The organism is Streptomyces sp. TRM68416 (assembly GCF_014596915.1).
In the GTDB taxonomy this organism is placed as follows: Bacteria; Actinomycetota; Actinomycetes; order Streptomycetales; family Streptomycetaceae; genus Streptomyces.
This window is the reverse complement of sequence record NZ_JACVWU010000021.1, coordinates 129665-154484: the sequence shown is the minus strand read 5'-3', so window position 1 is coordinate 154484 and position 24820 is coordinate 129665. Positions and strand designations below refer to the sequence as shown.

Below are 24820 nucleotides of genomic sequence, written 5' to 3'. Positions count from 1 at the left end.
CACATGCCCGCAGCTTGACGGGCTTCGACAGCTACGCGGTGGGCGCGGGCCGGTGCCGACAGGGCGTTGGTATCGGGGTGGGTGGGGCGGGCGTAGCGTAGGTGTTATGTCGACGTATGGATCCTTTCCCGGTACCCGGCCTCGGCGGCTGAGGACTACCCCCGTGATGCGGCGGATGGTTGCCGAGACGCGGTTGCACCCGGCCGACTTCATCCTTCCGGCGTTCGTGCGGGAGGGGGTTGCTGAGCCCGTGCCGATCGCGGCGATGCCGGGCGTCGTGCAGCACACCCGGGACAGTCTGAAGAAGGCGGCCGCGGAGGCCGTGGCGGCCGGGGTCTCCGGGATCATGCTCTTCGGGGTGCCGGAGGAGTCGAAGAAGGACGCGCTCGGGACGCCCGGGACCGATCCGGACGGGATCCTCCAGGTCGCCATCCGGGACGTACGGGCCGAGGTCGGCGACGAGTTGCTCGTCATGTCCGACCTGTGTCTCGACGAGACCACCGACCACGGGCACTGCGGAGTGCTCGACGCGGAAGGGCGCGTCGACAACGACGCCACCCTCGAGCGGTACGCCGAGATGGCCCAGGTGCAGGCCGATGCCGGCGCCCATGTCGTAGGCCCCAGCGGGATGATGGACGGGCAGATCGGCGTCGTACGGGACGCGCTCGACCAGATCGGGCGGGAGGACGTGGCCATCCTCGCCTACACCGCCAAGTACGCCTCCGCCTTCTACGGGCCCTTCCGGGAGGCCGTCGGCTCGTCGCTGCGCGGCGACCGGAAGACGTACCAGCAGGACCCGGCCAACGCGCGGGAGTCGCTGCGGGAGCTCGCCCTCGACCTCGAAGAGGGCGCCGACATGGTGATGGTCAAGCCCGCCGGGCCCTACCTCGACATCCTGGCGAAGGTCGCCGACGCCGTCGACGTGCCGGTCGCCGCCTACCAGATCTCCGGCGAGTACTCGATGATCGAGGCCGCCGCGGAGAAGGGCTGGATCGACCGGGACCGCGCCATCATGGAGGCGCTCACCGGCATCAAGCGGGCCGGCGCGCGCAACATCCTCACCTACTGGGCCACCGAAGCGGCCCAGAAGCTGCGGTAGTTCGTCGGCGGCACGTCGACGGTACCCGGCTCCGGGTCCGGATCGCGGAAATCTGCTTGTAGGCGGCATGTATGTGCCTACGCTGCGGTCACGAACCGACCGAAGGAGCCGTGCCGTGAGCGTCATCGAGTCCGTGTCAGCCGCCGATCGAGCCGCTGTGCCGCCGCTGGCCGCGCGGACCCGTTCGATCGGCGGTTCCCCGGTACGGGACATCCTCGCCGTCACCGCCCGCCCCGAGGTGATCAACTTCGCGGGCGGGCTGCCGGCACCGGAACTCTTCGACGCCGACGGGGTCGCCGCCGCCTACCGGGCCGTCCTCGCCGACACTCCCGGGCAGGCGCTGCAGTACTCCACGACCGAAGGCGTACCGGCCCTGCGCGAGGCGCTCGCCGCACGGACCTCGGCGCGGGGGCTGCCCACCGACGCCGACGACCTGCTGGTCACCACCGGCTCCCAGCAGGCCCTGTCCCTGCTCGCCACCGCACTCGTCGACCCCGGCGACACCGTCCTCGTCGAGGACCCCTGCTATCTCGCGGCCCTCCAGGTCTTCGGCCTCGCCGGGGCCCGCGTGCTGGCCGTGCCCGGCGACGAGCACGGCGTCGACCCCGCGGCGCTGGAGGAGTACGTGCGGCGCGAGCGGCCCAAGCTGCTCTACACCGTCCCCACCTTCCAGAACCCCACCGGCCGCACCCTGCCCGCCGAACGGCGCGCCGCCCTCGCCGCCGTCGCCGCGCGGCACGGGCTGTGGATCGTCGAGGACGACCCCTACGGCGAACTGCGCTTCGAGGGCGAGCGCGTGCCGTGGATCGCCTCCTTGCAGAACGCCGCCGACCGGACCGTGCTCCTCGGCTCCTTCTCCAAGGTCATGGCGCCCGGCATGCGGCTGGGCTGGCTGCGCGCGCCGGCCGCCCTGCGCCGCGCCTGCGCCGTCGCCAAGCAGGCCGCCGACCTGCACACCCCGACCGTCAACCAGCTGGCCGCCGCCCGCTACCTGGCCGACCAGGACCTCGACGCGCACGTGGCGCGGGTCGCCGGGGCCTACCGGGAGCGTAGGGACGCCATGGTCGCCGGGCTGGCGAGGGCCCTGCCCGAGGGCTCGGCCTGGAACCGGCCCGAGGGAGGGATGTTCCTCTGGGCGCGGTTGCCGGAGTCGTACGACGCGACGGTCCTGCTGCCCGCCGTTGTGCGGCATGACGTGGCGTACGTGCCGGGCGCGCCCTTCCACGCCGGTGCGGCCGACCGTTCGACGCTGCGGCTGTGCTTCGTGACGGAGACGCCCGAGCGGATCGGGGAGGGCCTGCGGAGGCTGGCGAACGGGCTGTGCTGAGGCAACGGTTCCGGATCGTTCCGGCATCGAAACTGCGTAGGAGTGACAACGGAACGCACACGGTTCGGTGGCTGACTGGTGTCGTCCTCGGTGATCGCTGCTGAGTGTGTCCGGAAATGATCGCCGATGCGTTGCCGGAGTGTCCGTTTTGCGGTGCTCAAGTCATGTGAACAGGGAATGCGCAGGCGCTTTGACGAGATCTCGTCAGCTACGTAGCTTCTCCGCCTGGCCGGACCTGATCGGTGAGGCTCCGTAGATCGATCCCTGGGGGATGGAATGAACTGGTTCGTCGAAGTCGTCAAGAAGTACGCGGTGTTCAGCGGGCGTGCCCGTCGCAAGGAATACTGGATGTACACCCTGTTCTACATGATCTTCGCCGTCGTGGCGTCGATCGTCGACCTCGCGGTCCTCGGTTCGCAGATCCTCTCCCTGGTGATGGCTCTCGGCCTTCTGCTGCCCAGCCTGGGCGTCACGGTCCGGCGGCTGCACGACACCGGCCGTTCCGGCTGGTGGATCCTCATCGCTCTGATTCCGCTCGTCGGCGGCATCGTGCTGCTGGTCTTCCTCTGCCTCGACGGTGAGGCGGGCGCCAACAAGCACGGCGAGAACCCGAAGTTCGTGCAGGCCCACGCCTGACACACATACGCGCAAGCCCTGGCCGCCCGGTTCCTCCGGGCGGCTTTCGGCGTCTCTAGCGGGCGGTGGCGTCCGTGGCGTACGCCGTGAAGGCCGCCCAGGCCTCCGGGGAGGAGGTGAGGGTGGGGCCCGTCGCTTCCGGGTTCTTGGAGTCGCGGATGTGAATACCGGCTTCGTTGCAGGCGACTTCGATGCACTGGCCGCCTTCGCTGCCGCTGTAGCTCGACTTGAACCACTCAAGTGCGGTGCTCATTTATCTCCTAGCAGACGGTCGAGCAAGCCCTTGGACTCCTGCGGAGACAGGGCCTGTGACCGCAGCATCGCATACTTGCGTGCCAGGATGGACACCTCGTCCGGGTCGGAAACCCACTGGCTGCCGCGCTGCCCTTCGGTGTAGGCCAGGTGCAGGTGGTCGGGGGTTTCCAGCAGGGTGAAGGGGCCGTCAAGACCGGCGTGTGAGGGCGTGTTCATCGGCAGGAACTGGAGTGACAGGCCGGGAAGTTCGGCTTGTTCGCGCAGATGCCGCAGCTGGTCGCGGCGGACCTTTGGGCCGCCGATGGCGAGGTGGAGCACCGGCTCCCACACGATGAAGCTCATCGTCGGTGGACACTTGCGGCACAGGATCTCCTGGCGCTCCAATCAGGCTCCCGTCTTCGTCGCGAGCTCATCCTCGTCGTATGCCGGTACGCGCTCGCTGAGAACCGCGCGGATGTAGGACTCCGTCTGGAGCAGGCCGGGCAGGACAGCATTGTCGTACCAGGACAGGGCGACCGCCTCCCGCTCGTGCAGCATGTACTGCTCGGCGAACAGCGGGAACGGGTCGAACTCGGGCATGTTGTCCACGCCGGCCACCAGGAGCCCCTTGGTGTCGAGGAGCCTGTCCAGGATCTGGGCGAGGTCGGGCAGCAGGGGGCGCCTGCCCTGTTCGATCGACGCGATTGTCTCCTCGTCCAGACGGACCGCCTCCCCGAGGGAGCGTTGGGTGTACCCCGTTGCTCTGCGGGCGGCCTGCACCTGGGCGCCGACCATCCGCATGGTGGAGAGGTTCTTCTTGCGCTGCTTCTTGGTGGTCATGTCGCTTCAACTCCCCAACGCATGCCCGTACCGACCCCACGGGAACCCGTACAAATTCCCCGTACGGGTTCACCCTCTGACTCACGGTAGTGACTCTGCGTGACATTCGTCCCGTGAATCAAGAAACCCAACTCCCCTGTCAGCGCGACCAGTTCTACCGCCGTGACCGCCGTTCCGTACCCGCTGCCAGGAGATTCGCGGCGTGGTCGCTCACCTGCTGGGGGCTCGCGGAGTGGTCGCGGGCCGATGACGTGTCGCTGTGCGTGAGCGAGTTGGCCACCAATGCCGTGCGGCACGGGGCGCCGCCCGGACGCGGGTTCCTGCTGCGGGTGCGCTACGACGGTGACGTCGTCCGCGTCGAGGTGCACGACAGTGGGGACGGGTGGCCCTACGTCGGGGCGGGCGCCGACGACGGCGAGGGCGGGCGTGGCTTGTTCCTCGTCGACGCGCTCGCCGACAAGTGGGGTGTGGGGCAGCGCAGCCCAGGCAAGGTGGTGTGGTGCGAGTTCACCCGCTCCGCCGTGGCGTGAGCGGGTGAACCGGCCGGGCTCAGAGGCGCTCGGGGGTGCGGATGCCCAGGAGGGCCATGCCGCGGTGCAGGGTGCGGGCCGTCATGTCGCACAGGAACAGACGGTTCTCCACCTGCGCGGGGCTGTCGGCCTTCAGCACGGGGCACTTGTCGTAGAACGACGTGTACAGCGACGCCAGTTGGTACAGGTACGCGGCGAGCTTGTGCGGGGCGTACTCCGCCGCCGCCTCGAACACCGTGTCACCGAACGCGTCCAGGTGCAGGCCCAGCGCCCGCTCCGCCGGGGCCAGCTCCAGCTCCGGGTGCGCGACCGGCTCCGTGTCGCCCGCCTTGCGCAGGATCGACTGGATACGCGCGTACGCGTACTGCAGGTACACCGACGTGTCGCCGTTCAGCGACACCATCTGGTCCAGGTCGAACTTGTAGTCCCGGTTCGGCGACGTCGACAGGTCCGCGTACTTCACCGCGCCGATGCCGACCTGCGCGGCCCGCTCCTGGATCTCGTCCTCGGTGAGATCCTGCGCCTTCTCCCGTACGACCTCGGCGGCCCGCTCGACCGCCTCGTCCAGCAGGTCCTCCAGCCGTACGGTCTCGCCCTCACGCGTCTTGAACGGTTTGCCGTCCGCGCCCAGCACCGTGCCGTAGCCCATGTTGTGCGCGGTGACGCCGTCGGTCAGCCAGCCCGCGCGCCGGGCCGTCTCGAAGACCATCTTGAAGTGCAGCGACTGGCGCACGTCCACGACGTACAGCAGCGATGTCGCGTGCAGGTCGAAGACCCGGTTGCGGATCGCGGTCAGGTCGGAGGCCGCGTAACCGAAGCCGCCGTCCGCCTTCTGCACGATCAGCGGAACCGGCTGGTCGTCCTTGCCGCGGATCTCGTCGAAGAAGACCACGAGCGCGCCCTCGGAACGCACCGCGACGCCCATCTCCTCCAGGAGGCGGGCGGTCTCCGGCATGCCGTCGTTGTACGCCGACTCGCCGACGATCTCCTCGTCCCGGATCTCCATGTCCAGCTTCTCGAAGACGGAGTAGAAGTAGACCTTCGACTCGTCCACGAACTGCTGCCACAGCTCCAGCGTCTCCTTGTCACCGGACTGCAGGGCGACGACCCGCTTCCGCGCCCGCTCCTTGAACTCCTCGTCGGAGTCGAAGAGCGCGCGCGACGCCTTGTAGACCCGGTTCAGGTTCGACATGGCCTGCTCGCCGTCGACCTCCGAGGCCGGGGCCAGCTCGCCCGGGTGCTCCAGCAGGTACTGGATCAGCATGCCGAACTGGGTGCCCCAGTCGCCGATGTGGTGCCGGCCGATCGTCTGCTCGCCGGTGAAGTCGAGCATGCCCCGCAGCGCGTCACCGATCACCGCCGAGCGCAGGTGACCGACGTGCATCTCCTTCGCCACGTTCGGCTGGGCGTAGTCGACGACCGTGATACCCGGGTTCGGCTTGGGGGCCACGCCGAGCCGGTCACCGTCCGCGTACCGCGCGGCGAGGTTCTCGGTGATCGCCCGGTCGCTCAGCGTGATGTTCAGGAAACCGGGGCCGGAGACCTCGACCTCCTTGATCACATCCCCCGTGACGACGTGCGAGACGACCTGCGTCGCCAGCTCCCGCGGGTTCGCCTTCGCCTTCTTCGCCAGCGCCAGAACACCGTTCGCCTGGAAGTCGGCCCGGTCACTGCGTCGCAGCAGGGGGTCCGCGGAGGTCTCCGGCACGGCGGCGGAGATCGCGGAGGCAAGCTGCTGTTCGACGGAGTCGCTGAGGGACGTGACCGGAGCCATAGGAGTGGGTGCCGTTCTCCTCGTGGGGATCGATAGACACGCTCAGTATCCCACGGGGGGTAAAGCCATTTTTCCGGCCGCACCGCGGTCTGTGACAATGGGGCGTCACCCGTTCAGAAAGAAGGACGTGCCGATCGTGGCTCAGAGCACCGAGACCACCGACTGGGTCTCCCGTTTCGCGGATGAGGTCATCGAGGAGTCGGAGCGTCGGGCCCCGGGCAAACCGGTCGTCGTCGCGTCCGGCCTCTCCCCCTCCGGCCCCATCCACCTGGGCAACCTGCGCGAGGTCATGACCCCGCACCTCGTCGCCGACGAGATCCGCCGCCGCGGCCACCAGGTCCGGCACCTGATCTCCTGGGACGACTACGACCGCTACCGCAAGGTGCCGGCCGGTATCGCCGGGGTCGACGAGTCCTGGGCCCAGCACATCGGCAAGCCGCTGACCTCAGTACCGGCGCCCCCGGGCTCCACGTACCCCAACTGGGCCGAGCACTTCAAGGCCGCCATGATCGAGTCGCTCGCCGAGCTGGGCGTCGAGTTCGACGGCATCAGCCAGACCGAGCAGTACACCTCCGGCGCCTACCGCGAGCAGATCCTGCACGCCATGAAGCACCGCGCCGACATCGACGCCGTACTCGCGCAGTACCGCACCAAGAAGGCCCCCGCCAAGAAGTCGCAGAAGCCCGTCGACGAAGCCGAGCTGGAAGCCGCCGAGGGCTCCGGCGCGGCAAGCGAGGACGACGGCTCCCTGGGCGCCGCCGGCTACTTCCCGTACAAGCCCTACTGCGGCAACTGCGAGAAGGACCTCACCACCGTCACCTCCTACGTCGACGACACCACCGAGCTGTCGTACACCTGCAACGCCTGCGGCTTCGCCGAGACCGTCCGGCTGAACGAGTTCAACCGCGGCAAGCTCGTCTGGAAGGTCGACTGGCCCATGCGTTGGGCGTACGAGGGTGTCGTGTTCGAGCCGAGCGGCGTCGACCACTCCTCCCCGGGATCCTCCTTCCAGGTCGGCGGGCAGATCGTCGGGATCTTCGGCGGCAAGCAGCCCATCGGCCCCATGTACGCCTTCGTCGGCATCAGCGGCATGGCGAAGATGTCCTCCTCCAAGGGCGGCGTCCCCACCCCCGCCGACGCCCTCCAGATCATGGAGCCGCAGCTGCTGCGCTGGCTCTACGCCCGCCGCCGGCCCAACCAGTCCTTCAAGATCGCCTTCGACCAGGAGATCCAGCGGCTCTACGACGAGTGGGACAAGCTCGACGCCAAGGTCGCCGACGGCTCCGCCCTGCCGGCGGACATCGCCGCCCACTCGCGCGCGGTGCGGACCGCCGGCGGCGAACTGCCCACCACCTCCCGGCCGATGCCGTACCGGACCCTCGCGTCCGTCGCCGACATCACCGCCGGACACGAGGACCAGGCGCTGCGGATCCTCTCCGAACTCGACCCGGCCAACCCGCTCGGCTCGCTGGACGAGGCCCGGCCGCGCTACGACAAGGCCGAGGCGTGGATCAACACGCACGTGCCCGCCGACCAGCGGACCATCGTCCGCGCCGAACCCGACGCCGAGCTGCTGAAGTCCCTTGACGAGGCCTCCCAGCAGTCTCTGCGGCTGCTGCTCGACGGGCTGGCCGACCACTGGTCGCTGGACGGGCTGACCCACCTCGTCTACGGCGTGCCCAAGGTGCAGGCCGGGTTCCCGGCCGACGCCACGCCCAAGGAGCTGCCGCCGGAGATCAAGACCGCCCAGCGGTCGTTCTTCGCGCTGCTGTACCACCTGCTGGTGGGCCGCGACACCGGTCCCCGCCTGCCCACGCTGCTGCTGGCGGTGGGTCAGGAGCGGGTGCGGGCCCTGCTCGGGGAGTAGGCCGTTCCACGAGGGAGGGGGCGCCGGTGCATCACAGGCGCCCCCTCCCTCGTACTCAGGCGATGTGGTCTTCTTCCAGTTCCGCGTTGTAGCGGTTGGTGAAGCGGTTGACCATGCGCTTGGCCTCGTCCGGGGGCAGGCCCAGGCTGAACTCCGCCTCGACGTTCTCGCCGAACTCGCGGGGAGTGGGGTAACTGCCGTTTATCGACTGCTTGAAGACCTGGTAGTAGGCCTCCTCGTCCGGTTCCGCGGGTGCGGTGCCGCCGCCCTCGCCCAGCTCGCGGGTGCGGTTGCCGCTTACCGGGATGGGGAAGCTGCCGGTTTCCTCCGGAGAGGGCTGCTGATCTTGCGGCGGGAGTTCTTCCTGGTACTGCTGGGCCATCTGCTGGTGGACGTACCACTGCTCGTAGTCGGGCTCGTAGGTGGGGTCGTAGCCGCCGTGGTACTCGGTCTGCTGGGGCGCCTCGAACCAGGGGCTCTGCTCGGGATCGGGATCCGGTTGCACGGCGTGGGGGTTGGCGACCAGCTCTGGGCGCTGCCCGCTGTGGGGTGCCGCTTTCTGTGGGACGGGAGCCGCCCCAGCGGCACGGTTGTCCGCAGCTACGGCGGCAGGGGCGCCCGCGGCTTGGGCGGCCTGTGCGGGTAGCACCTGGGGCTCTATGCCTGCCGCTGCCAAGCCCGCCGGGGCCGTTTCCGCCAGGGGGACGCCGTAGCGGGCCAGCCTCAGAGGCATCAGGCTCTCCACGGGGGCCTTGCGGCGCCAGGCTCGGCCGAAGCGGGAGCGCAGGCGGGCCTGGTAGACCAGGCGCTCCTGCTCCAGCTTGATGACCTGCTCGTAGGAGCGCAGCTCCCACAGCTTCATGCGGCGCCACAGGAGGAAGGTGGGGACTGGCGAGAGCAGCCAGCGGGTCAGACGGACGCCCTCCATGTGCTTGTCCGCCGTGATGTCCGCGATCCGCCCGATCGCGTGCCGGGCCGCCTCCACCGAGACCACGAACAGCACCGGGATCACCGCGTGCATGCCCACGCCCAGCGGGTCCGGCCAGGCCGCCGCGCCGTTGAAGGCGATCGTGGCCGCCGTCAGCAGCCATGCCGTCTGCCGCAGGAGGGGGAACGGGATACGGATCCAGGTCAGGAGCAGGTCCAGGGCGAGCAGGACGCAGATGCCCGCGTCGATGCCGATCGGGAACACGTAACTGAAGTTCCCGAAGCCCTTCTTGATGGCCAGCTCACGGACGGCTGCGTAGGAACCGGCGAAGCCGATGCCGGCGATGACCACCGCACCGGCTACGACCACTCCGATGAGTATCCGGTGCGTGCGGGTGAGCGTTAGAGGCGCGGCCACGCGGAGACCCCTCCCTGTTCGATCTGTTGCGAGCGACACCCTCGCACATACGTCCGGCGCGGGACGGGCCGGTACGGGAGATGGTGAGAAACAGTGACCGTCGGGCAGGGCGGGTGAGGGGCTGTGCGGCGCCGCGCGAAGACCTGACGTCTTTCGGTCGATTCGACAGCGGCAACGGGCGACAGAAGGGAAGATTCAGCTCATCGGACCACGCGAATCGAGTGTTAATAGCCATATTTGCACCCGGGTGGCGATGCGGCGGATTCTTGCTCGTTTGGGAATGTCGTCCGTGGATACTGCCTGCAAATTTGTGTACTTCCTGTGACAACTTGTGAGGCATCGGTGATCATCGAGGTTGCCGTATCTGTCTTCCTGTGCGGGCTGCCCCGGCCGTCTCCGACGGGGGCAGGGCGGTTGTTCCCGCGTGGTTCAGGCGGTTTAGGGGAGGGCATGGGGCTGGAAACAGGCACCCTCGCGGGGGAACGGCGGAAGGTTCGGTCTCGGTCCGCGTGCTGTGAGCCGACCGTATGATCGCCGAAGCAGAGGGTCTGCGCTTCCAGGTGCTGGGGTCGGTCGCGGTGCGTTGCGGGGATGTGCCCGCCCGCCTGCCCAGCACCGTGGCACGCCGCGTGCTCACCGTGCTGATGCTGTCCCCCGGCGAAGTGCTCAGCACTCCCCGCCTCGCCAAGGCCGTCTGGGGCTCGTGCTGCCCGGCGACCGCCTCCAACCAGGTGCGCAAGGCGGTCGCCCAGCTCCGCCAGGCGATACCGGGCGCGGGGGCCTACCTGCTCACCGACGGCCCCAACTACCGTCTGAACGTCGGTGCGGCCGAGTCCGACCTGGTGGAGTTCAACCAGCGCCGCCTGCGGACCCGCCAACTCGCGGAGGGCGGAGCGGGTGCGATCCCGCTCATCCAGGAACTCCAGGCGGCGCTGTCCCTCTTCCGCGGTCAGGTCGCGGCCGACGTCGTCGACGGCGACGAACTGGAGAACGGCCTGATCCGCGCGGCCGCACGCGTGGTGGAGGAACGGCGGCTCGCGGTCCAGAAGGAACTGATCTCGCTGCGGCTGCGCTCGTCGCCGCCGGCGCTGGTGATAGAGGACCTCCGGGACCTCGTGGCGCAGCACCCGCTCGCGGAGGATCTGCGCGCACAGCTCATGCTCGCGCTGTCCCTCTCGGGGCGGCAGGCCGACGCGCTCGCCGAGTACGCCGAGATACGCACCCTGCTCCGCGACGAACTGGGCATCGACCCCGACCGCTCGCTTGCCCAGGTGCACGAAGCGGTGCTGCGCGGCGACGCGTTCTCCTACCTGCACTCCGGGGTCCCCGCCCGCTATTACGAGCAGCCCGCCGTCACCGGACTCGACGCGGGTAGACACCTTCTGACGCCAGGCGTCCGGAAGGAACCCGTGAAGGCCGCCTGCACCCTGCCGCACGCGCTGACCGACTTCGTCGGCCGCCGGGAGGAGGCGGACACCCTGCTGCGGATCGCCAGGGCGGGCTCCCAGGGCCCGGGGCCGCTGCTGATCTGCGTCGACGGCATGGGCGGCATCGGCAAGACGGCCCTCGCCCTGCATGCGGCCCACCGGCTGGCCCCGGACTACCCGGACGGCCAGTTCTACGTCGACCTGCACGGTTTCAGTCCGCGTGAACGCCCCCGCGAACCCGCCGAGGTGCTCCAGGTGCTGCTGCGCTCACTGGGGGTTGAGACGCAGCGCATCCCCGCGGACCTGGACAGCCAGATGGCCATGTGGCGCGCCCGGCTGGCCGGTTCCAAGGTGCTGCTGCTGCTCGACAACACCGCGAGCGAGGCGCAGATCGTGCCGCTGCTGCCGCCGGGCAACGGTTCCCTCACCCTCATCACCAGCCGCCGCCGCCTCTACGGCCTCGACGGCATCGAGCCCTGCCTGGTCTCCCGGATGAGTTCCGGCGACTCCCGGGAACTCGTCAAGCGGCTGCTGGGAGGCGAACCGGAGTCCGAGGCGACGGAACGGCTCATCGCGTACTGCGGAGGGCTGCCGCTGGCACTGCGCCTGGCCGTCGCCAAACTGCGCAGCCGCCCCACCTGGACCCTGTCCCACCTGGTGGAGCGCCTGGGCGACCCGCACCGCCGTGCCGCCGAACTCCAGGCGGGCGACCGGAGCGTCCGGTCGGTGCTCCAGCTCTCCTTCGACGCGCTGACGGAGGCGCAGCGCCACGCCCTGTGTGCGCTGGCCCTGGTGCCGGAGGCGAGCATGGACGCGTACGGGGCGGCCGCGCTGCTCGGCACCGGCCCGGTCGAGGCCGAAGCGCTGCTGGAGGGCCTGCTCGACGTGAACCTTCTCGAACAGCCCCACATGGGCCGCTACGCCCTGCACGGGCTCGTGGCCGGTGTCACGACGGGCGCGGCGGAGTTCGAGCAGTTCCTGCGCGGCGGCGGGCGGCGCTCCGCGCTCCGTCGGCTGCTCGACCACCACCTGGCGGTCACCACCCGCAGCTGCCTCCTGCTCGGGCGGCCGGACGGCGGGTCCGGTGCCGGACCGGGGCCCGCTCCCCACCTCCCCGAGATCAACAGCCGCAAGGCGGCGACGGAGATCTGCGAGCGCGAACTGCCCGCGATGGTGGAGGTGCTGCGCGCGTGCGAGCCGGAGGAGTTCTATGTCCCGGCCGCGCAGCTCGCCCGCGACCTGCGGTTCGTCCTGGCGCCGGAGGGCGGCGTCCGCTACGAGACGGCCGGGGTCGGTGCGCCCGGGGGCGGGGCCGCCCGTTCTCCGGAGGCCGAGGAGTACCGCACGGCGCTGCTCGGGCTGGCCGCCGCCTGCCGGAACGTCGGCCTGCTGGAGGAGGGCGCGAGGCTCACCGCCGCCGCCCTGGGGACGGGACGGGCCCGCCCCGGGGGCGTCCGCTCCGGGGAGCGCTGAGCGCTCCGCCGGAAGTACGAAGAGCGGTCGGCGTCTGTCCGCGGCGCCGTCGTGGCTGGTCGCGCGGTTCCCCGCGCTCCTTCGGGGCGCGACCGAACCGCGGCCGACTTCGCCGGACCCGCTTGGCCGCAGGGATCGTCCGGGCCGCGCGGGTGGGGCGGAAGGCCGGTGTCAGGGGGTGGGCGTTGTCCGGGGGTGTTCGGTGGGCTCGAACCTCACCGGGATGCTGCGGTAGGCCCGGAAGGTGACGCTGGGCCGCCGTTCCACGGTGCCCGCCGCGGTCGGCACGGCCGGTGCGTTCGCGAGCCACCGCAGCACGGCGCGTCCCTCCACCGTGGCCAGTGCCGCGCCCAGGCAGTGGTGGACGCCGCCGCCGAAACTCACGTGCGGGTTGGGGTCGCGGGTGATGTCGAGGCGTCCGGGGTCGGTGAACCGGGCCGGGTCGTGGTTGGCTGAGCCCAGCAGCAGCACCAGGATGCGGCCCGCGCGCACGGTGCGGCCGTCGATCTCCACCGGCTCCTTCACATAGCGCGCGGTGGCCTGGATCGGCGCGTCGTACCGCAGGAACTCCTCGACGGCCGGCGCCGCCAGCTCCGGCCGCTCCCGCAGCAGGGCCAACTGCCCGGGATGGCGCAGCAGCGCGGAGAAGATCGTGGAGATCAGGTTGGTGGTGGTCTCGAAGCCCGCGAAGAACAGGAAGACCACGTTGTCGACGAGCGTCTCCCGGTCGAAGCCGGGATGCGTGCGCCGGGCGGCCAGCAGATTGCTGACCAGGTCGTCGTCGGGCCGCTTCGCCCGCTCGTCGACCAGCGCCGAGACGTAGTCGCGCAGCCAGGTCACCGCCTCGTGCGCCGCCGCCCGCTCCTCCTCGGGCACGTAGAGCGCGAACGCCTTGGCCAGCTCCACGGCGTGCGGACGTACCGCGTCGCGGTCCACGTCCGGGATGCCGATCAACTCGCAGACCACCGTGACCGGCAGCGGGAAGGCCAGGTCGCCGACCACGTCCAGCACCCCGCCCCGGCCCGCCGCCCGGTCCAGGGCGTCGGCCATCAGCCGGTCCACCTGCGCGGTGACGTACTCCTCCAGCCTGCGCATCAGCCTTGGGCTGAACGAGCGCTGCATGATCCCCCGCAGGAAGGTGTGCGCGGGCGCGTCCTGGTCCAGCACGATCCGCTTCAGGAACTCGTTCGCGGGCCCCGCCCCCGTGGAGAACTCGTGGTACTCCGGCGGGTACTCGTGCCCGAGCCGGCGGTCCTTGAGCAGTTGGCTGACGTCCTGGTGGTGCGAGACCACCCACTGCCCGGCCGCGCCGCGGGCCAGCCGGCCGGCCGTGCGGAGCTCCGCGTACACCCGGTAGGGGTCCGCGACCACGGCGGGATCGCGGGAGTCGAACTTGACGGGCAGCTCTCGCATGCGACCGGCACCTCCTGTGGCTTGCGCGTGGTGTCCGCCGGTGAGCCTGACAGCTCGGGAGCGGGGGCGGGGGAACCTGTCACCAGTCCTTCACCGCCGTACGGCGCCCGGCACCGGGCTCGCAGACTGGGCGGGCCAGGCAACCACCGGAACCCGAGCCGCGCACCCGAGGGTGCCGGGAGGTGACGCAGCGTTGGACACCGTGCTGAACATGCCGCGCTTCCTGCTGGACGACGCGCGCGCCATGCGCGACCCCTACCCGGTCTACCGCCGGCTGCGCGCGTACGGCCCGGTCTGCCGGGGCGGCCCGGGACAGTGGGTCTTCCCGCGGCACGAGGAGGTCTCCGCGCTGCTCCGCGACCCCCGGCTCGGCCGGGAGTTCCCCGAGGAGTACCAGGCGGTGTCGGTGGGCGAGGGCCCGGCCAACGACTACCTGCGGCGCATCGTCGTCGACCGTGACCCGCCCGGCCACACCCGGCTGCGCCGGCTGCTCGTGAAGTCGCTCAGTCCGGCGATGGTGCGCGCTCTGCGCGAGCCCGTCGCCCGGCTCGTCGACGGCCTGCTCGACCGGTTCGCCGACGAGCGGCGCCTCGACCTCGTCGCCGACCTGGCCGTGCCCGTGCCGATGACGGTGATGAGCGAACTGCTCGACATCCCCCGCCCCGACCGGGCCGACATCGCCCGCCTGTCCCACTCGCTCGCCCAGGCCTTTGCGGTGTTCATCCCGCCGGAAAAGCAGCGCGAGGCGCACGGGGCCGTTGTCGAACTGCGCGACTACATAGCCCAGTTGGTCCGCGAGCGCAGGCGCCGCCCCGGCGAGGACCTGCTGTCGCGGATGCTCGCCGCGGCCAGGGACGGCGAGGAGCCGCTGACCGACGAGGAGATCATCGACAACGCGCTGTTCGTCTACTACGCGGGCTTCGAGACGACCACCAACGCCATCGCCACCGGCGGCGACCTCTTCGTACGACAGCCGCACACCCAGCGGCAGCTGCGGGCCGACCCGGGCCTCGCCGGCAGCGTGCTGGAGGAGTTCATGCGCTACGACGCCCCCATCCACGCCACCACCCGGATGGCCCTGGAGCCGATCGAGATCGCCGGACTGACCATCCGCAAGGGGCGTGTGGTGGTGCTGTTGCTCGCCTCCGCCAACCACGACGAGCGGGTCTTCGACGAGCCGGACCGGGCCGACCCGGCCAGGTCGCCCAACCCGCACCTGAGTTTCGGCGGAGGAGTGCACCACTGCCTCGGCGCGGCGCTGGCCCGGCTGGAGGGGGCGGTGGTCTTCGAACGGCTGGTCGCCCGGTTCGCGGACATCGAGGCGGCGGGCGAGGGCGTGTGGGAGCCCAGCGCGGGCGGCTTCCGCTTTCCCTACTGGGCCCACCGCAGCATTCCGGTGGCGGTGCGGCCCGCCTGAGCCCGGCGCGGCAGGGAACCGGCCGGTGCGGCGATCGCGGTCACCACGAGTTCCGCACCGGCGGTCCACCGCCCGCGCAGGGCCGGAAAGCCTGTGGCGCACGCATCGAAGGCGGCGTCCGCCCGGCGGGCCCGGCGCGCGCCGCCCGGCACCGGCCGCACCACGAAGGTGCCCGTGTCCAGGCCGGGTTCGAAGGCAACCTCGGCGTCGTCGAAGCCCAGCCAGCGTCCGGTCGCGGGGTACCAGACCTTGTAGTAGGCCTCCTTGGCGCTGAACAGGACCCGGCACCACGGCACGCCCGGCTGGGCCTCGGCCAGTTCGGCGAGCTGGGCCCGCTCGGCCGCCGAGGTCACCTGTGCCAGCACCCGGGAGGGCAGCGGCTCGCACGGTTCGGCGTCGATGCCCAGGCCGTCGGCGTCCCGGGAACAGGCCACCGCCGCCGCCCGGTAACCCCGGCAGTGCGTCAGGGAGCCGACCGTCCCGGCCGGCCATCGGGGCGCCCCGTCGGCGCCGCGCACCAGTGCGGCGGGCGGGACGCCCAGTTCGGCCAGGCAGGCGCGCGCCAGCCGCCGTACGGTGGCGTACTCCGCGCGGCGCGCGGGCAGCGCGTCGGCGACCTGCCGCCGTTCGGCCTCGAAGAGCGCGGGGCCGGTCAGCTCCCCGGAGCTGTCCCGGGCCGCCACGCCCGCGGGCAGCAGTGCCCGGAGTGCGCCGGGGGCGGCGGCTCCCCCGGGATACGCCGACCCGCCGCCCGTACCGGAGAAGACGGCGGCCACCGGTCAACCGGAGGCTGCCGTCGCCCGCAGCGCCACCTTGTCGATCTTGCCGACCGGGGTGCGCGGCAGCACCGGCAGCTCGCGCACCTCGTCGGGCAGCTTGAACGCGGCCAGCCCCTTGCCGGTCAGGTACCGCTTGATCTCCGTCAGGGAAGGCACCTGTCCCGGACCTCCGCCCGGGACTACGAACGCCAGGACGGCCTCGCCGAGTTCGGCGTCCGGCCGGGCCACCACCGCGGCGTCGTCGATGGCCTCGTGGCCGCGCAGGTGGCCCTCGACCTCGTCGGCCGACACCTTCTCGCCGCCCCGGTTGATCACGTCCTTGGCGCGGCCGACGATCACCAGATTGCCCTCCGGGGTGAGCCGGGCCAGGTCGCCGGTGCGGAAGAAGCCGTCGGGGGTGAACGAGGTGCGGTTCGCCTCCGGCGCGTTCCAGTAGCCGTTGATGGTGTACGGGCCGCGGGTGACCAGCTCGCCCACCGCGCCCGGCTCCACCTCGTGCAACTCCTCGTCGACCAGGCGTAGTTCGTCGAACTCGGACAGGGGGCGGCCCTCGGTGCCGTGCACCACGTCCTCCGGGTCGTCCAGGCGGGTGTACGTCAGCAGGCCCTCGCCGATGCCGAACCAGTTGGAGATGCGGCAGCCGAGCGCGGACTGGGTGCGCGCGGCGGCCTGCTCGTCGAACTTGGAGCTGCCCACCTGGAGCAGCACCCCCTTCATGTCCACCGGCCGCTGCGCGGCGACCTTGGACCACAGCGCCGCGAGCGCGGGCACCACGGTGGTGTGGGTGACACCCTCCCGCTCGATCAGCGGGAACACCTCGTCGGGGGAGGGGCTCGCCGCCAGGACCGCCTTGCCGCCCACCCGCAGCGCGCCGAGCACCCCCGGGCACCCCAGGGCGGCGTTGTGCGCCGCCGGGTTCGCCGCCAGGTACACGCTCTCCGCGTCGAACTCCAGGGCTCGTGCGCAGGCGTCGATGTTGAAGAGGTAGTCGTCGTGGGTGCGGGGGATCAGCTTGGGCCTGCCGGTGCTGCCGCCGCTGAGCAGCAGGAACGCCACACCGGCAGGGTCCACCTCGGGCAGCGGCCCGCCGTCGGCGCCCTCGGCCCGGACCCGGTCCAGCGCGGTGAGCTCCTCGCTGTCGCCCGCCACGATCACCGTGCGGACGCCGGGCAGGGACGCGGCGTGCCGGGCGAGGGTGCGGTAGTCGAAGCCCTGGAAACGGCCGGTGGTGACGTAACCGACCGCCCCGGACGCCTCGATCAGGTGCCGTACCTCGCTCTGCCGGTGTCCCGGCAGAGCGAACACCGGGATGACGCCGGCCCGGAACAGGCCCACCGTGACGGTGAGGAAATCGACGACGTTCGGCAGCTGAACCATGACCCGGTCCCCGGGCTTCACTCCCCGGGCCAGCAGGCCGCGCGCGATGGCGTCGGCCTCGGTGCGCACCTCGCCGTGCGTGATGCGGCGCGTGCGGTCCACGGCCGCGGTCCGGTCGGGGAAGGTACGTGCCGTCTCCGTCAGCGCGTCGCCCAGCGGTACCCCCCGCCAGATCCCGGCGGCCCGGTAGCGGGCGGCGTCCTCGTCGCTCCACGGCGTGAACTCATCCATGACCGCCAGTGTTCCGGCCGACCGGGCCGCGCCGGCCGGGGCGAACAGAGCCGTGAAAGAGACGCGGGGCGCCACCGCGATCGCTCCTATCGTCACCAGCGTCGCCAACGAGATCCCGGTCCCCGGGGCACCCCGCCAAGGAGTGATGGATGAGTCGACCCCGTACGTTGAACTGGCTCGACGCACCCCGCGACGACACCGGTGTGGAGATGTTCGACGAGGCCTCCCACACGTACCGGCCCTACACCGAACTCGCCGACGCGGCGGGCCGGATCGCGGGCGGGCTGATCGCGCGGGGCGTGCCCCGCGGGGCGGTCGTGCCGCTGCTGTGCTCCACCGGCCCCGATCTCGTCGCCGCCTTCTACGGGGTGCAGGCCGCCGGGTGCGTGGTGAGCGTGCTGGCGCCGCCCACCCGGATGTCGGGCGAGGCCGCCCGCGCCCACGTTCGCGCCGTCGTCACCGCGGTGGACGCCGGAGCCGTGGTGGCCGACGCCGCCCACCACGACTACGCGGTGGACGTCCTCGCCGGGACCGGGACCGGGACCGGGAGCGGGAGCGGGGCCCGCGTGCTGCTCCTGGAGGAGCTCGCCGCGGCCGAAGCCGGTCGGCGGGACCCCGTCGAACAGGCCCTCGTCCAGTTCACCTCGGGCAGCTCGGGCCGCCCGCGCGGCGTGCGCGTCAGCCATGCCGCGCTGGACGCCAACACCGCCGCGATCCGTGCCTGGGAGCGTGCGGGGCGCGACGACTCCTGGTGCTCCTGGCTGCCCATGCACCACGACATGGGGCTCATCGGCTGCCTGGTGGTGCCTGTCTCCGGCAACAACCGGCTGGCGGTGTGCAGACCCGAGACGTTCCTGCGCCATCCGCTGGTCTACCTCACCCGGTTCGACGCCAAGCGGGTCGAGCGGCCCGCCACGATCACCGCCACCCCGGCGTTCGGCCTCAAGCGCATCGTGGACAAGGTCGGCCACGCGGACCTGGAGGGCGCCGACCTCTCCCGCACCCGGGCGGTGATCGTCGGGGCCGAACGCATCGACCCCGCGCTGGTGACCCGCTTCACGGAGCTGATGCGCCCGCACGGCCTGGACCCGCACACGCTCACCCCCGCCTACGGGCTGGCCGAGAGCACCCTCGCCGTCACCGGAGTGCCCGTCGAGGAGGAGCCGCGCTCCGTCCTCGTGCACCGGGACGAGCTGCGGGTCGGAGCGCAGGTGAGCCTCGCGGACGGGCGGACGGACCGGGCGACGGTCCAGGTGATGAGCTGCGGCCGCGCACTCGACGGGCTGACGGTGCGGGTCGTCGGCGAGGACGGGGAGCCGCTGCCCGAGGGCCACGTCGGTGAACTGGCCGTCACCGGCTCCTCATTGGCCGACGGCTACCTCACGGACGGCTCCGCCGAGGGCACCGCCTTCGCGGGCGGACGGCTCCTCACCCGCGACGTCGCCTTCGAACTGGCCGGTGAGTTCTATGTGCTGGGCCGGCTCGGCGACAGCGTCAAGGTCCACGCCCGCTCGCTCTTCGCCGAGGACGTCGAGCTGATGCTCGGCCGGGCCGGACTCGACCTGAGCCGGGTCTGCGTGGTGCTCGGCGAGGCGGACGGACAGCCGCACGCGGTGGCCGTTCTGGAGGGACTCGACACCCGGGCCGCCAAGGTCGCCGAAGAAGTGCTCGCCGCGGCCTGCCCCGGCACCCGCCGGCACGTGGCCCAGGTGCCCCGCGGCGCCATCCCCCGTACCAGCAGTGGCAAGAGCCGCCGCCGTCGGCTGTGGCAGCGCCTCAGCCAGGAGCGCGCCCTCGACGCGGTGTCCGCCGCGGCCGACAGCCCCGCCTGACCGGCCCCTCCTCTCACCGCCCGACCGGCCCAGAACAGGAGACCACATGTCCTACTCCAGTGAAGAGGTGCGCGAGACCGTGCTCGCGATCATCGAGCAACTCGCCCCCGAGCGGGAGCGGTTCGAGCCGGGCAAAGACATGCGTCTGGTCGAGGACCTGGGGTTCCACTCCCTGGCCCTGCTGGAGATGGCGTTCGCGATCGAGGACGACTTCGACCTGCCGCCGATCGACGAGCAGACCGGACGGGCCATCCAGACCACCGAGCAGGTGGTCGCCTACGTCCTGAGCCAGGTCGAGACCCGGACGCCGTCGTGACCGACACCACCGGCCCGAGCACGACGACGTCATGAAGGAATGAAGGAGCCACGATGACCGAGGCCATCGTCCTGTCGGAGCTCACCAAGCGGTTCGGTGAGCAGACCGCGCTCGACCGGGTGTCGCTGCGGATACCGGCCGGAACCGTGGTGGGCCTGCTCGGCCCCAACGGAGCGGGCAAGACCACCCTCATCAACTGCCTGACCACGCTGCTGCAACCCGACGGCGGCACCATCCGCGTGCTGGGCCACGACCCCGGGACCGACCCGTCCCTGGTGCGCGCCAACATCGCCGTCACCGGGCAGTTCGCCGCGCTCGACGAACAGATCAGCCCGCGCGAGAACCTGGTCTTCTTCGGCAGGCTCCTCGGCCTCGGCAAGGGCGAGGCCCAGCAGCGGGCGCAGGAGATGCTGGACCGGTTCGAGCTGGCCGAGGCGGCCTACACCCCCGTCGGCTACCTCTCCGGAGGCATGCGCCGCCGCCTCGACCTCGCGGTGAGCCTGGTGGTCCCGCGGCCGGTGCTGGTGCTGGACGAACCGACCACCGGCCTCGACCCGCGCAGCCGCAAACTCCTGTGGGACATGGTCAGGGCCGAGGCCGCGCGGGGCGTCGCCGTCCTGCTCACCACCCAGTACCTGGAGGAGGCCGACCAGCTCGCCGACCGCATCGTCGTCATCGACAAGGGCCGGGTCCTCGCGGACGGCTCCTCCGACGAGCTCAAGCTCGACGTGGGCGGCCTCATGTGCCGCCTCACCCTGGCCGGCGCCGCCGAGGCCGAAGCGGCCCGTCAGGCCCTCGGTGGCCTGCCCGGCGTGACCGCCGAGGGCGACAAGGTCGCCGTGCCCGTGGCGCGTCCCGAGGATGTCGGCGCGGTGCTCGGCCAACTGGACGGCAAGGGGCTGCGGATCGCCGACATAGAGGTCACCAAGCCGACGCTCGACGAGGTCTTCTTCACCCTCACCGAGCCGATGGAGAAGGAGGCCACCCGATGACCGCCACGCCCGGCGTCGCCGCGGTGCCCGGCGCCCCGGCGCCCCCGGGCCGGCCGGCCGGCTGGCAGCACGACTTCCAGGTGCTCTTCGACCGGTTGCGGGTGCGCTCGTTCTCCCGGGGGGGCCTGGTGGCCACCGTGGTGCAGCCGCTGCTCTTCTTCGCCATCTTCTACTGCACCTTCGCCGGGATGCTGGACGAACGCGGCATCGACTTCGGCCGCTTCGTCACGCCCACCGTCCTGGTCCAGGCGCTGATGTTCGTGGCCATCGGCAGCGCCACCGACCTGGCCGCCGACCGCTCCAGCGGCGTCTTCTCCCGCCTGCTGACCAGCCCCGTCGACATGCGCGCGATGAGCCTGGCGCACCTGGCCGTGGTGGCGCTGCAAGGCCTGCTGTCCAGCCTCGCCCTCGTCCTCGCCGGGTACCTGGCGGGCTTCCGCTTCGACCACGGGGCGCTCGCCGCCCTCGGCTTCGTCCTGTTCGCTGTCTCGTTCACCGTGGCCCTGTCGCTGGCCACGGCCACCATCGCGCTGCGCCTGCGCAACCTGGAGGCGCTCAGCGCGGTGCTCCACCTGCCGTACCTGCCGCTGCTGGTGCTCTCCACCGGCTTCGTCGAGGCGGACCTCTTCCCCGGCTGGCTCCAGCCGGTCGTCAGCGCCTCCCCGGTGTCCGGAGTGATCGACGCGCTGCGCGCCCTGTCGACCGCCGACCTCACCTGGGGCGCGACGCTGCCCGGCCTCGCCTGGGTGGCGGGCCTGCTCGCCCTCTTCTCCTGGACCACGACCGTCGCCTTCAGGAAGGTGGCCATCCGATGACCGCGCAGTCGCCGGGGACGGCCGCACCGTCGGTGCGGCCGTCCCCCTCGCCCGCCCCGGCCACGCTGGCCGGAGCCTCCGTCGTCATCGCCGGGCGGGTGCTCCGCCAGTTCGTCCGCAACCGGATGATGATCATCGTCACCCTCGCTTTCCCGCTGCTCCAGCTCTTCATGCTGCTGGCCGCCTTCGACGTGCTGGTGCGCGACACCCAGGACGTCGACTACGTGCGCCGGCTCGCCCCGCTGATCGTGCTCACCACGGCGTTCTCCTCCGTCCTCACCACGGCGATCGCCCTGTGGAGCGACATCCGCAGCGGGGTCTTCAACCGGCTGCGGGCGATGCCGCTGGACATGCGGGCCTACGTCCTCGGACGCATCGGCGGCGACTTCGTACGGATCATGGGGGTGGCCGTCCTGGTCACGCTCATCGCCCACACGGTCGGCTTCCGGTTCTCCCGGGGGCCGCTGGCGGCGCTCGGCTTCTTCGGGATCGTGGCGCTGTTCGGGATGATGTGCAGCGCGCTGGCCGTCGCCGTCGCCCTCGTCGCCCAGCACCCCGGCATCATCGTGCGTTACGTGCAGATGCCCACGCTCGTGCTGACCCTGATGTCCAGCGGCTATGTGCCGCTGGAGGCGTTCCCGGACCGGATCCAGCCGGTGGTGCGCGTCAACCCCGTCTCGCTGGCGGCCGACGCGCTCGCCGGGCTCTCCCACCAAGGCGCACTGACCGCCCCGGTGCTCGGGACCGCTGCCTGGACCCTGGGCGTCACGGCGGTCTGCACGGCCGTCGCCACGCGCCGGTTCGCGATGCTCGTGAAGCGCGGCTGACCGTGGCCGACATCGTCGTACTGGGTGCGGGAGTGGCCGGCCTCGGGCTCGCGGCCTTCGCCGCCCGCCGCGGACACCGGGTCACGCTCGTCGAACGGGACGGCCCGCCCCCCGAGGGCGGCGCCCACACCGAGGTGGCCGACTGGGAGCGGCGCGGCGTGCCGCACGCCCGCCAGGGGCACGCCCTGCTGGGGCTGGGCATCGGGGTGCTGCGCGCCGAATGCCCCGACGTGCTGGCGGAGCTGACCGGCCGCGGTGCGGTCGCCGTGCCCCTGGACACCGGCGGCGACGACCTCGGCCTGCTCAGCCGCCGCCTGGTCTTCGAGGCCGCGCTGCGCCGCCGGGCCGCGGCCGACCCCGCGGTCACCCTCCTGCGCGACCGGGCCACCGGCCTGCTGAGCGGTCCGGCACCGTACGGAGTCCCCCAGGTGTCCGGGGTGCGCCTCGCCGAGAGCGGTGACCTGGCCGCCGACGTGGTGCTGGACGCCACCGGCCGCCGGTCCCCGGTGGCCGCCTGGCTCACCGAGATCGGCGCCGCCCCGCCCCGCGAGACCGTCCAGTCCTGCGGGTTCTCCTACATCGCCCAGGAGTTCGCGCTGGCGCCGGGCTGCCGGTTCCCGTCGCTGCGGGCCCCGGTGGTGCACGAACTCGACTTCGCCACCGTGCTGGCCTTCCCCGGCGACAACGGCCGCTTCCACCTGTCGACCACCGTCTCCTCCCACGACCCCGTCCGGACCAGGCTCCTGCAACTCCCGGTCTATCTGCGGTTCCTGGAGAGCGTGGCTCCGGTGCGCGACTGGCTCGACGGAGCCACGCCGGTCGGCGGGCCGCTGCCCATGGCCGGCCTGGAGAACCGCCGCCGGTCGCTGGTCGCCGACGGCACCCCGCTGGTCACCGGGTACGCGCTGGTCGGCGACGCCTGCGTACAGACCAACCCCACCTTCGGACGCGGTGTGTCCCTCGCCCTGGCGCACGCCAGGACCGTCGCCGACCGACTCGGCCGCCTCGACCAGGACCCGGCCCAGTGGGCCCTGGAAACCCACGAGGCCACCGAGGAGTGCCTGGGGCTCTGGTTCGAGCAGCAGGTCGCCACCGACGCCGCCCGGCTCGCCGAACTCGCGGGCGGGGCACACGACGACTCGCTGACCGCGCGCGTCCTGACCGCCCTCGCGGTCCTGCGTGAGGACGACGCGCACGTGCGCGTCGCCGCCGAGCGCGTCTACCACATGCTGCTCACCCCGGCCGAGCTGATGCGGGACCGCAAGGTGGCCCGCCGGGTTCTCGCGTTCCTGCGCGAGCACCCCGACCTCCGGCGCGACCACGTCGGACCCACCCGCCAGGACTTCGAGCGCCTGGTCACCGGCTGAGCGCCCACAGAAGGGAACCCCATGAAAGTCACCCTGCCCACGGACGTCACGCTGAGCTACGACATCTACGGTCCCGAGGACGGCCCCGTGGTCGTGCTCGTGCCCGGACAGCACCAGGCCTCCCTGTTCGAGACCATGCAGGTGCCGCACCTGACGAAGGCCGGATACCGCGTCGTCACCTTCGACCTGCGCGGAGTGCACCCCTCGGAGGAGACCCCGCCGCCGTACACGGTGGAACTGCTCGGGCAGGACCTGGCCGCCCTCAACGAGGCCCTGGAGCTCGGCCCCTGCACCTACATCGGCTACTCGGTGGGCGCGATGATCCTGCTGGAGCTGGCGATGAAGCGCCCCGACCTGATCGAGCGCGCCGCGCTCATCGGCGTCCCCTGGAAGCCGGGCAAGCTCCAGCAGGCCATCCAGGCCGAGGCGGTGGAGCGGCTCAAGAACGGGCACAAGGTGCCGGCCCTGCTGGAGGGCGCGTTCCGGGCGATGTACCTGTTCGGGCCGCGGGCGCTCAACCGCGACCAGTTCATCGCGCCCTACCTGGACGGGCTGGCGGGCCTCGCGGAGTCGGGCGGGCACGGCGCCATCGGGCACGCCGAGGCGAGCACCGCCTTCCGGCCCAGCGACGAGGAAGTGGCCGCGGTGCGGGTGCCGTTGCTCGTCGTGGGCATGGAGCACGACATCGTCGCGCCCCGGCACTTGTCACGCGAGCTGGCGGACCTGATCCCGACCGCCGAGTACACCGAGATCCGCAACTGCGGGCACGCCTCCCTGCTGGAGAAGCCCACCGAGGTCAACGCCCTGGTCGCCGACTACCTGCGCTCCGGCAAGGTCGGCACCCCGCGCGGCTCGCGCCGGGCCTCCGGGGAGGAGACGGAGGCAGGCTGACCTCCCCGCGA

At 71.6% G+C, this 24820-nt stretch carries 20 protein-coding genes and 1 pseudogene; 14 read left to right on the top strand and 7 right to left on the bottom strand.

Annotation, left to right across the window (positions count from 1 at the left end; translation table 11 throughout):
- Positions 1-106 precede the first annotated feature (106 nt).
- The 3 genes from hemB to ICC28_RS29875 all read left to right on the top strand — a co-directional run bounded on the left by hemB (position 107) and on the right by ICC28_RS29875 (position 3062).
- On the top strand, positions 107-1099 hold the full coding sequence (hemB, locus tag ICC28_RS29885; protein WP_188291857.1) for a porphobilinogen synthase: 993 nt from the start codon (positions 107-109) through the stop codon (positions 1097-1099).
- 115 nt (positions 1100-1214) lie between these two features.
- Entirely contained in the window at positions 1215-2426 is a 1212-nt protein-coding gene (locus ICC28_RS29880; RefSeq protein WP_317454125.1) for a PLP-dependent aminotransferase family protein, read from the top strand.
- A 276-nt stretch (positions 2427-2702) separates the two neighbouring features.
- Positions 2703-3062 carry a DUF805 domain-containing protein gene (locus tag ICC28_RS29875; RefSeq protein ID WP_188291855.1) on the top strand — a complete coding sequence of 120 codons (360 nt, stop codon included), beginning with the start codon at positions 2703-2705 and terminating at the stop codon, positions 3060-3062.
- A 55-nt stretch (positions 3063-3117) separates the two neighbouring features.
- Here the strand turns inward: ICC28_RS29875 and ICC28_RS29870 are convergent, their stop codons facing one another.
- Positions 3118-3315 carry a DUF397 domain-containing protein gene (locus tag ICC28_RS29870; protein WP_188291854.1) on the bottom strand — a complete coding sequence of 66 codons (198 nt, stop codon included), beginning with the start codon at positions 3313-3315 and terminating at the stop codon, positions 3118-3120.
- Positions 3312-4136: pseudogene (locus tag ICC28_RS29865) on the bottom strand (helix-turn-helix domain-containing protein). The gene ICC28_RS29870 and the pseudogene ICC28_RS29865 overlap by 4 nt, the downstream one beginning before the upstream one ends.
- Before the next feature lie 113 nt (positions 4137-4249).
- Here ICC28_RS29865 and ICC28_RS29860 point away from each other — a divergent pair.
- Entirely contained in the window at positions 4250-4666 is a 417-nt protein-coding gene (locus ICC28_RS29860; RefSeq protein ID WP_188291853.1) for an ATP-binding protein, read from the top strand.
- 19 nt (positions 4667-4685) lie between these two features.
- On the opposite strand, the gene argS is transcribed toward ICC28_RS29860, so the two are convergent.
- Positions 4686-6440, bottom strand: a complete 1755-nt coding sequence (gene argS / locus ICC28_RS29855) for an arginine--tRNA ligase (protein ID WP_188291852.1) — start codon at positions 6438-6440, stop codon at positions 4686-4688.
- Between the two features lie 127 nt (positions 6441-6567).
- On the opposite strand from argS, the gene lysS reads away from it, so the two are divergent.
- A complete protein-coding gene (gene lysS / locus ICC28_RS29850) occupies positions 6568-8307 on the top strand; it encodes a lysine--tRNA ligase (protein WP_188291851.1) in 1740 nt (579 codons plus the stop codon).
- 55 nt (positions 8308-8362) lie between these two features.
- Here the strand turns inward: lysS and ICC28_RS29845 are convergent, their stop codons facing one another.
- Positions 8363-9652: a DUF2637 domain-containing protein gene (locus ICC28_RS29845; protein WP_188291850.1), complete on the bottom strand. Its 1290-nt coding sequence runs from the start codon at positions 9650-9652 to the stop codon at positions 8363-8365.
- A gap of 527 nt (positions 9653-10179) precedes the next feature.
- Between ICC28_RS29845 and ICC28_RS29840 the strand changes: the two genes are divergently transcribed.
- Entirely contained in the window at positions 10180-12552 is a 2373-nt protein-coding gene (locus ICC28_RS29840; RefSeq protein ID WP_223189840.1) for a BTAD domain-containing putative transcriptional regulator, read from the top strand.
- Positions 12553-12723: 171 nt separating this feature from the next.
- On the opposite strand, the gene ICC28_RS29835 is transcribed toward ICC28_RS29840, so the two are convergent.
- On the bottom strand, positions 12724-13965 hold the full coding sequence (locus tag ICC28_RS29835) for a cytochrome P450 (protein WP_188291849.1): 1242 nt from the start codon (positions 13963-13965) through the stop codon (positions 12724-12726).
- A gap of 202 nt (positions 13966-14167) precedes the next feature.
- Here ICC28_RS29835 and ICC28_RS29830 point away from each other — a divergent pair, with 202 nt between their 5' ends.
- Positions 14168-15382, top strand: coding sequence for a cytochrome P450 (locus tag ICC28_RS29830; RefSeq protein ID WP_282703022.1), 1215 nt, complete (start codon positions 14168-14170; stop codon positions 15380-15382).
- Here ICC28_RS29830 and ICC28_RS29825 read toward each other — a convergent pair.
- Together ICC28_RS29825 and ICC28_RS29820 are read right to left on the bottom strand one after the other, a co-directional pair.
- Positions 15337-16158 carry a 4'-phosphopantetheinyl transferase gene (locus ICC28_RS29825; RefSeq protein ID WP_282703007.1) on the bottom strand — a complete coding sequence of 274 codons (822 nt, stop codon included), beginning with the start codon at positions 16156-16158 and terminating at the stop codon, positions 15337-15339. The two genes, ICC28_RS29830 and ICC28_RS29825, sit on opposite strands and share 46 nt — an antisense overlap.
- A 3-nt stretch (positions 16159-16161) precedes the next feature.
- A complete protein-coding gene (locus ICC28_RS29820) occupies positions 16162-17769 on the bottom strand; it encodes a (2,3-dihydroxybenzoyl)adenylate synthase (RefSeq protein ID WP_223189832.1) in 1608 nt (535 codons plus the stop codon).
- A gap of 149 nt (positions 17770-17918) precedes the next feature.
- Here ICC28_RS29820 and ICC28_RS29815 point away from each other — a divergent pair, with 149 nt between their 5' ends.
- Genes ICC28_RS29815 through ICC28_RS29785 form a run of 7 tightly spaced genes read left to right on the top strand, consistent with a single transcriptional unit; the run spans position 17919 to position 24809 of the window.
- Positions 17919-19601 carry an AMP-binding protein gene (locus tag ICC28_RS29815; RefSeq protein ID WP_188291846.1) on the top strand — a complete coding sequence of 561 codons (1683 nt, stop codon included), beginning with the start codon at positions 17919-17921 and terminating at the stop codon, positions 19599-19601.
- Between the two features lie 46 nt (positions 19602-19647).
- On the top strand, positions 19648-19917 hold the full coding sequence (locus tag ICC28_RS29810) for an acyl carrier protein (protein ID WP_188291845.1): 270 nt from the start codon (positions 19648-19650) through the stop codon (positions 19915-19917).
- Between the two features lie 53 nt (positions 19918-19970).
- On the top strand, positions 19971-20909 hold the full coding sequence (locus ICC28_RS29805; RefSeq protein ID WP_188291844.1) for an ATP-binding cassette domain-containing protein: 939 nt from the start codon (positions 19971-19973) through the stop codon (positions 20907-20909).
- The gene (locus tag ICC28_RS29800; protein ID WP_188291843.1) at positions 20906-21724 is read left to right on the top strand and encodes an ABC transporter permease; all 819 of its coding nucleotides are present in this window, start codon (positions 20906-20908) and stop codon (positions 21722-21724) included. Before ICC28_RS29805 ends, ICC28_RS29800 begins: the two co-directional genes overlap by 4 nt.
- Positions 21721-22551, top strand: a complete 831-nt coding sequence (locus ICC28_RS29795; RefSeq protein WP_188291842.1) for an ABC transporter permease — start codon at positions 21721-21723, stop codon at positions 22549-22551. Before ICC28_RS29800 ends, ICC28_RS29795 begins: the two co-directional genes overlap by 4 nt.
- A 2-nt stretch (positions 22552-22553) precedes the next feature.
- Positions 22554-23918: an NAD(P)/FAD-dependent oxidoreductase gene (locus ICC28_RS29790; RefSeq protein WP_188291841.1), complete on the top strand. Its 1365-nt coding sequence runs from the start codon at positions 22554-22556 to the stop codon at positions 23916-23918.
- A 21-nt stretch (positions 23919-23939) separates the two neighbouring features.
- Complete coding sequence (locus tag ICC28_RS29785; RefSeq protein ID WP_188291840.1) at positions 23940-24809, top strand: alpha/beta fold hydrolase; 870 nt, start codon at positions 23940-23942, stop codon at positions 24807-24809.
- Positions 24810-24820 lie beyond the last annotated feature (11 nt).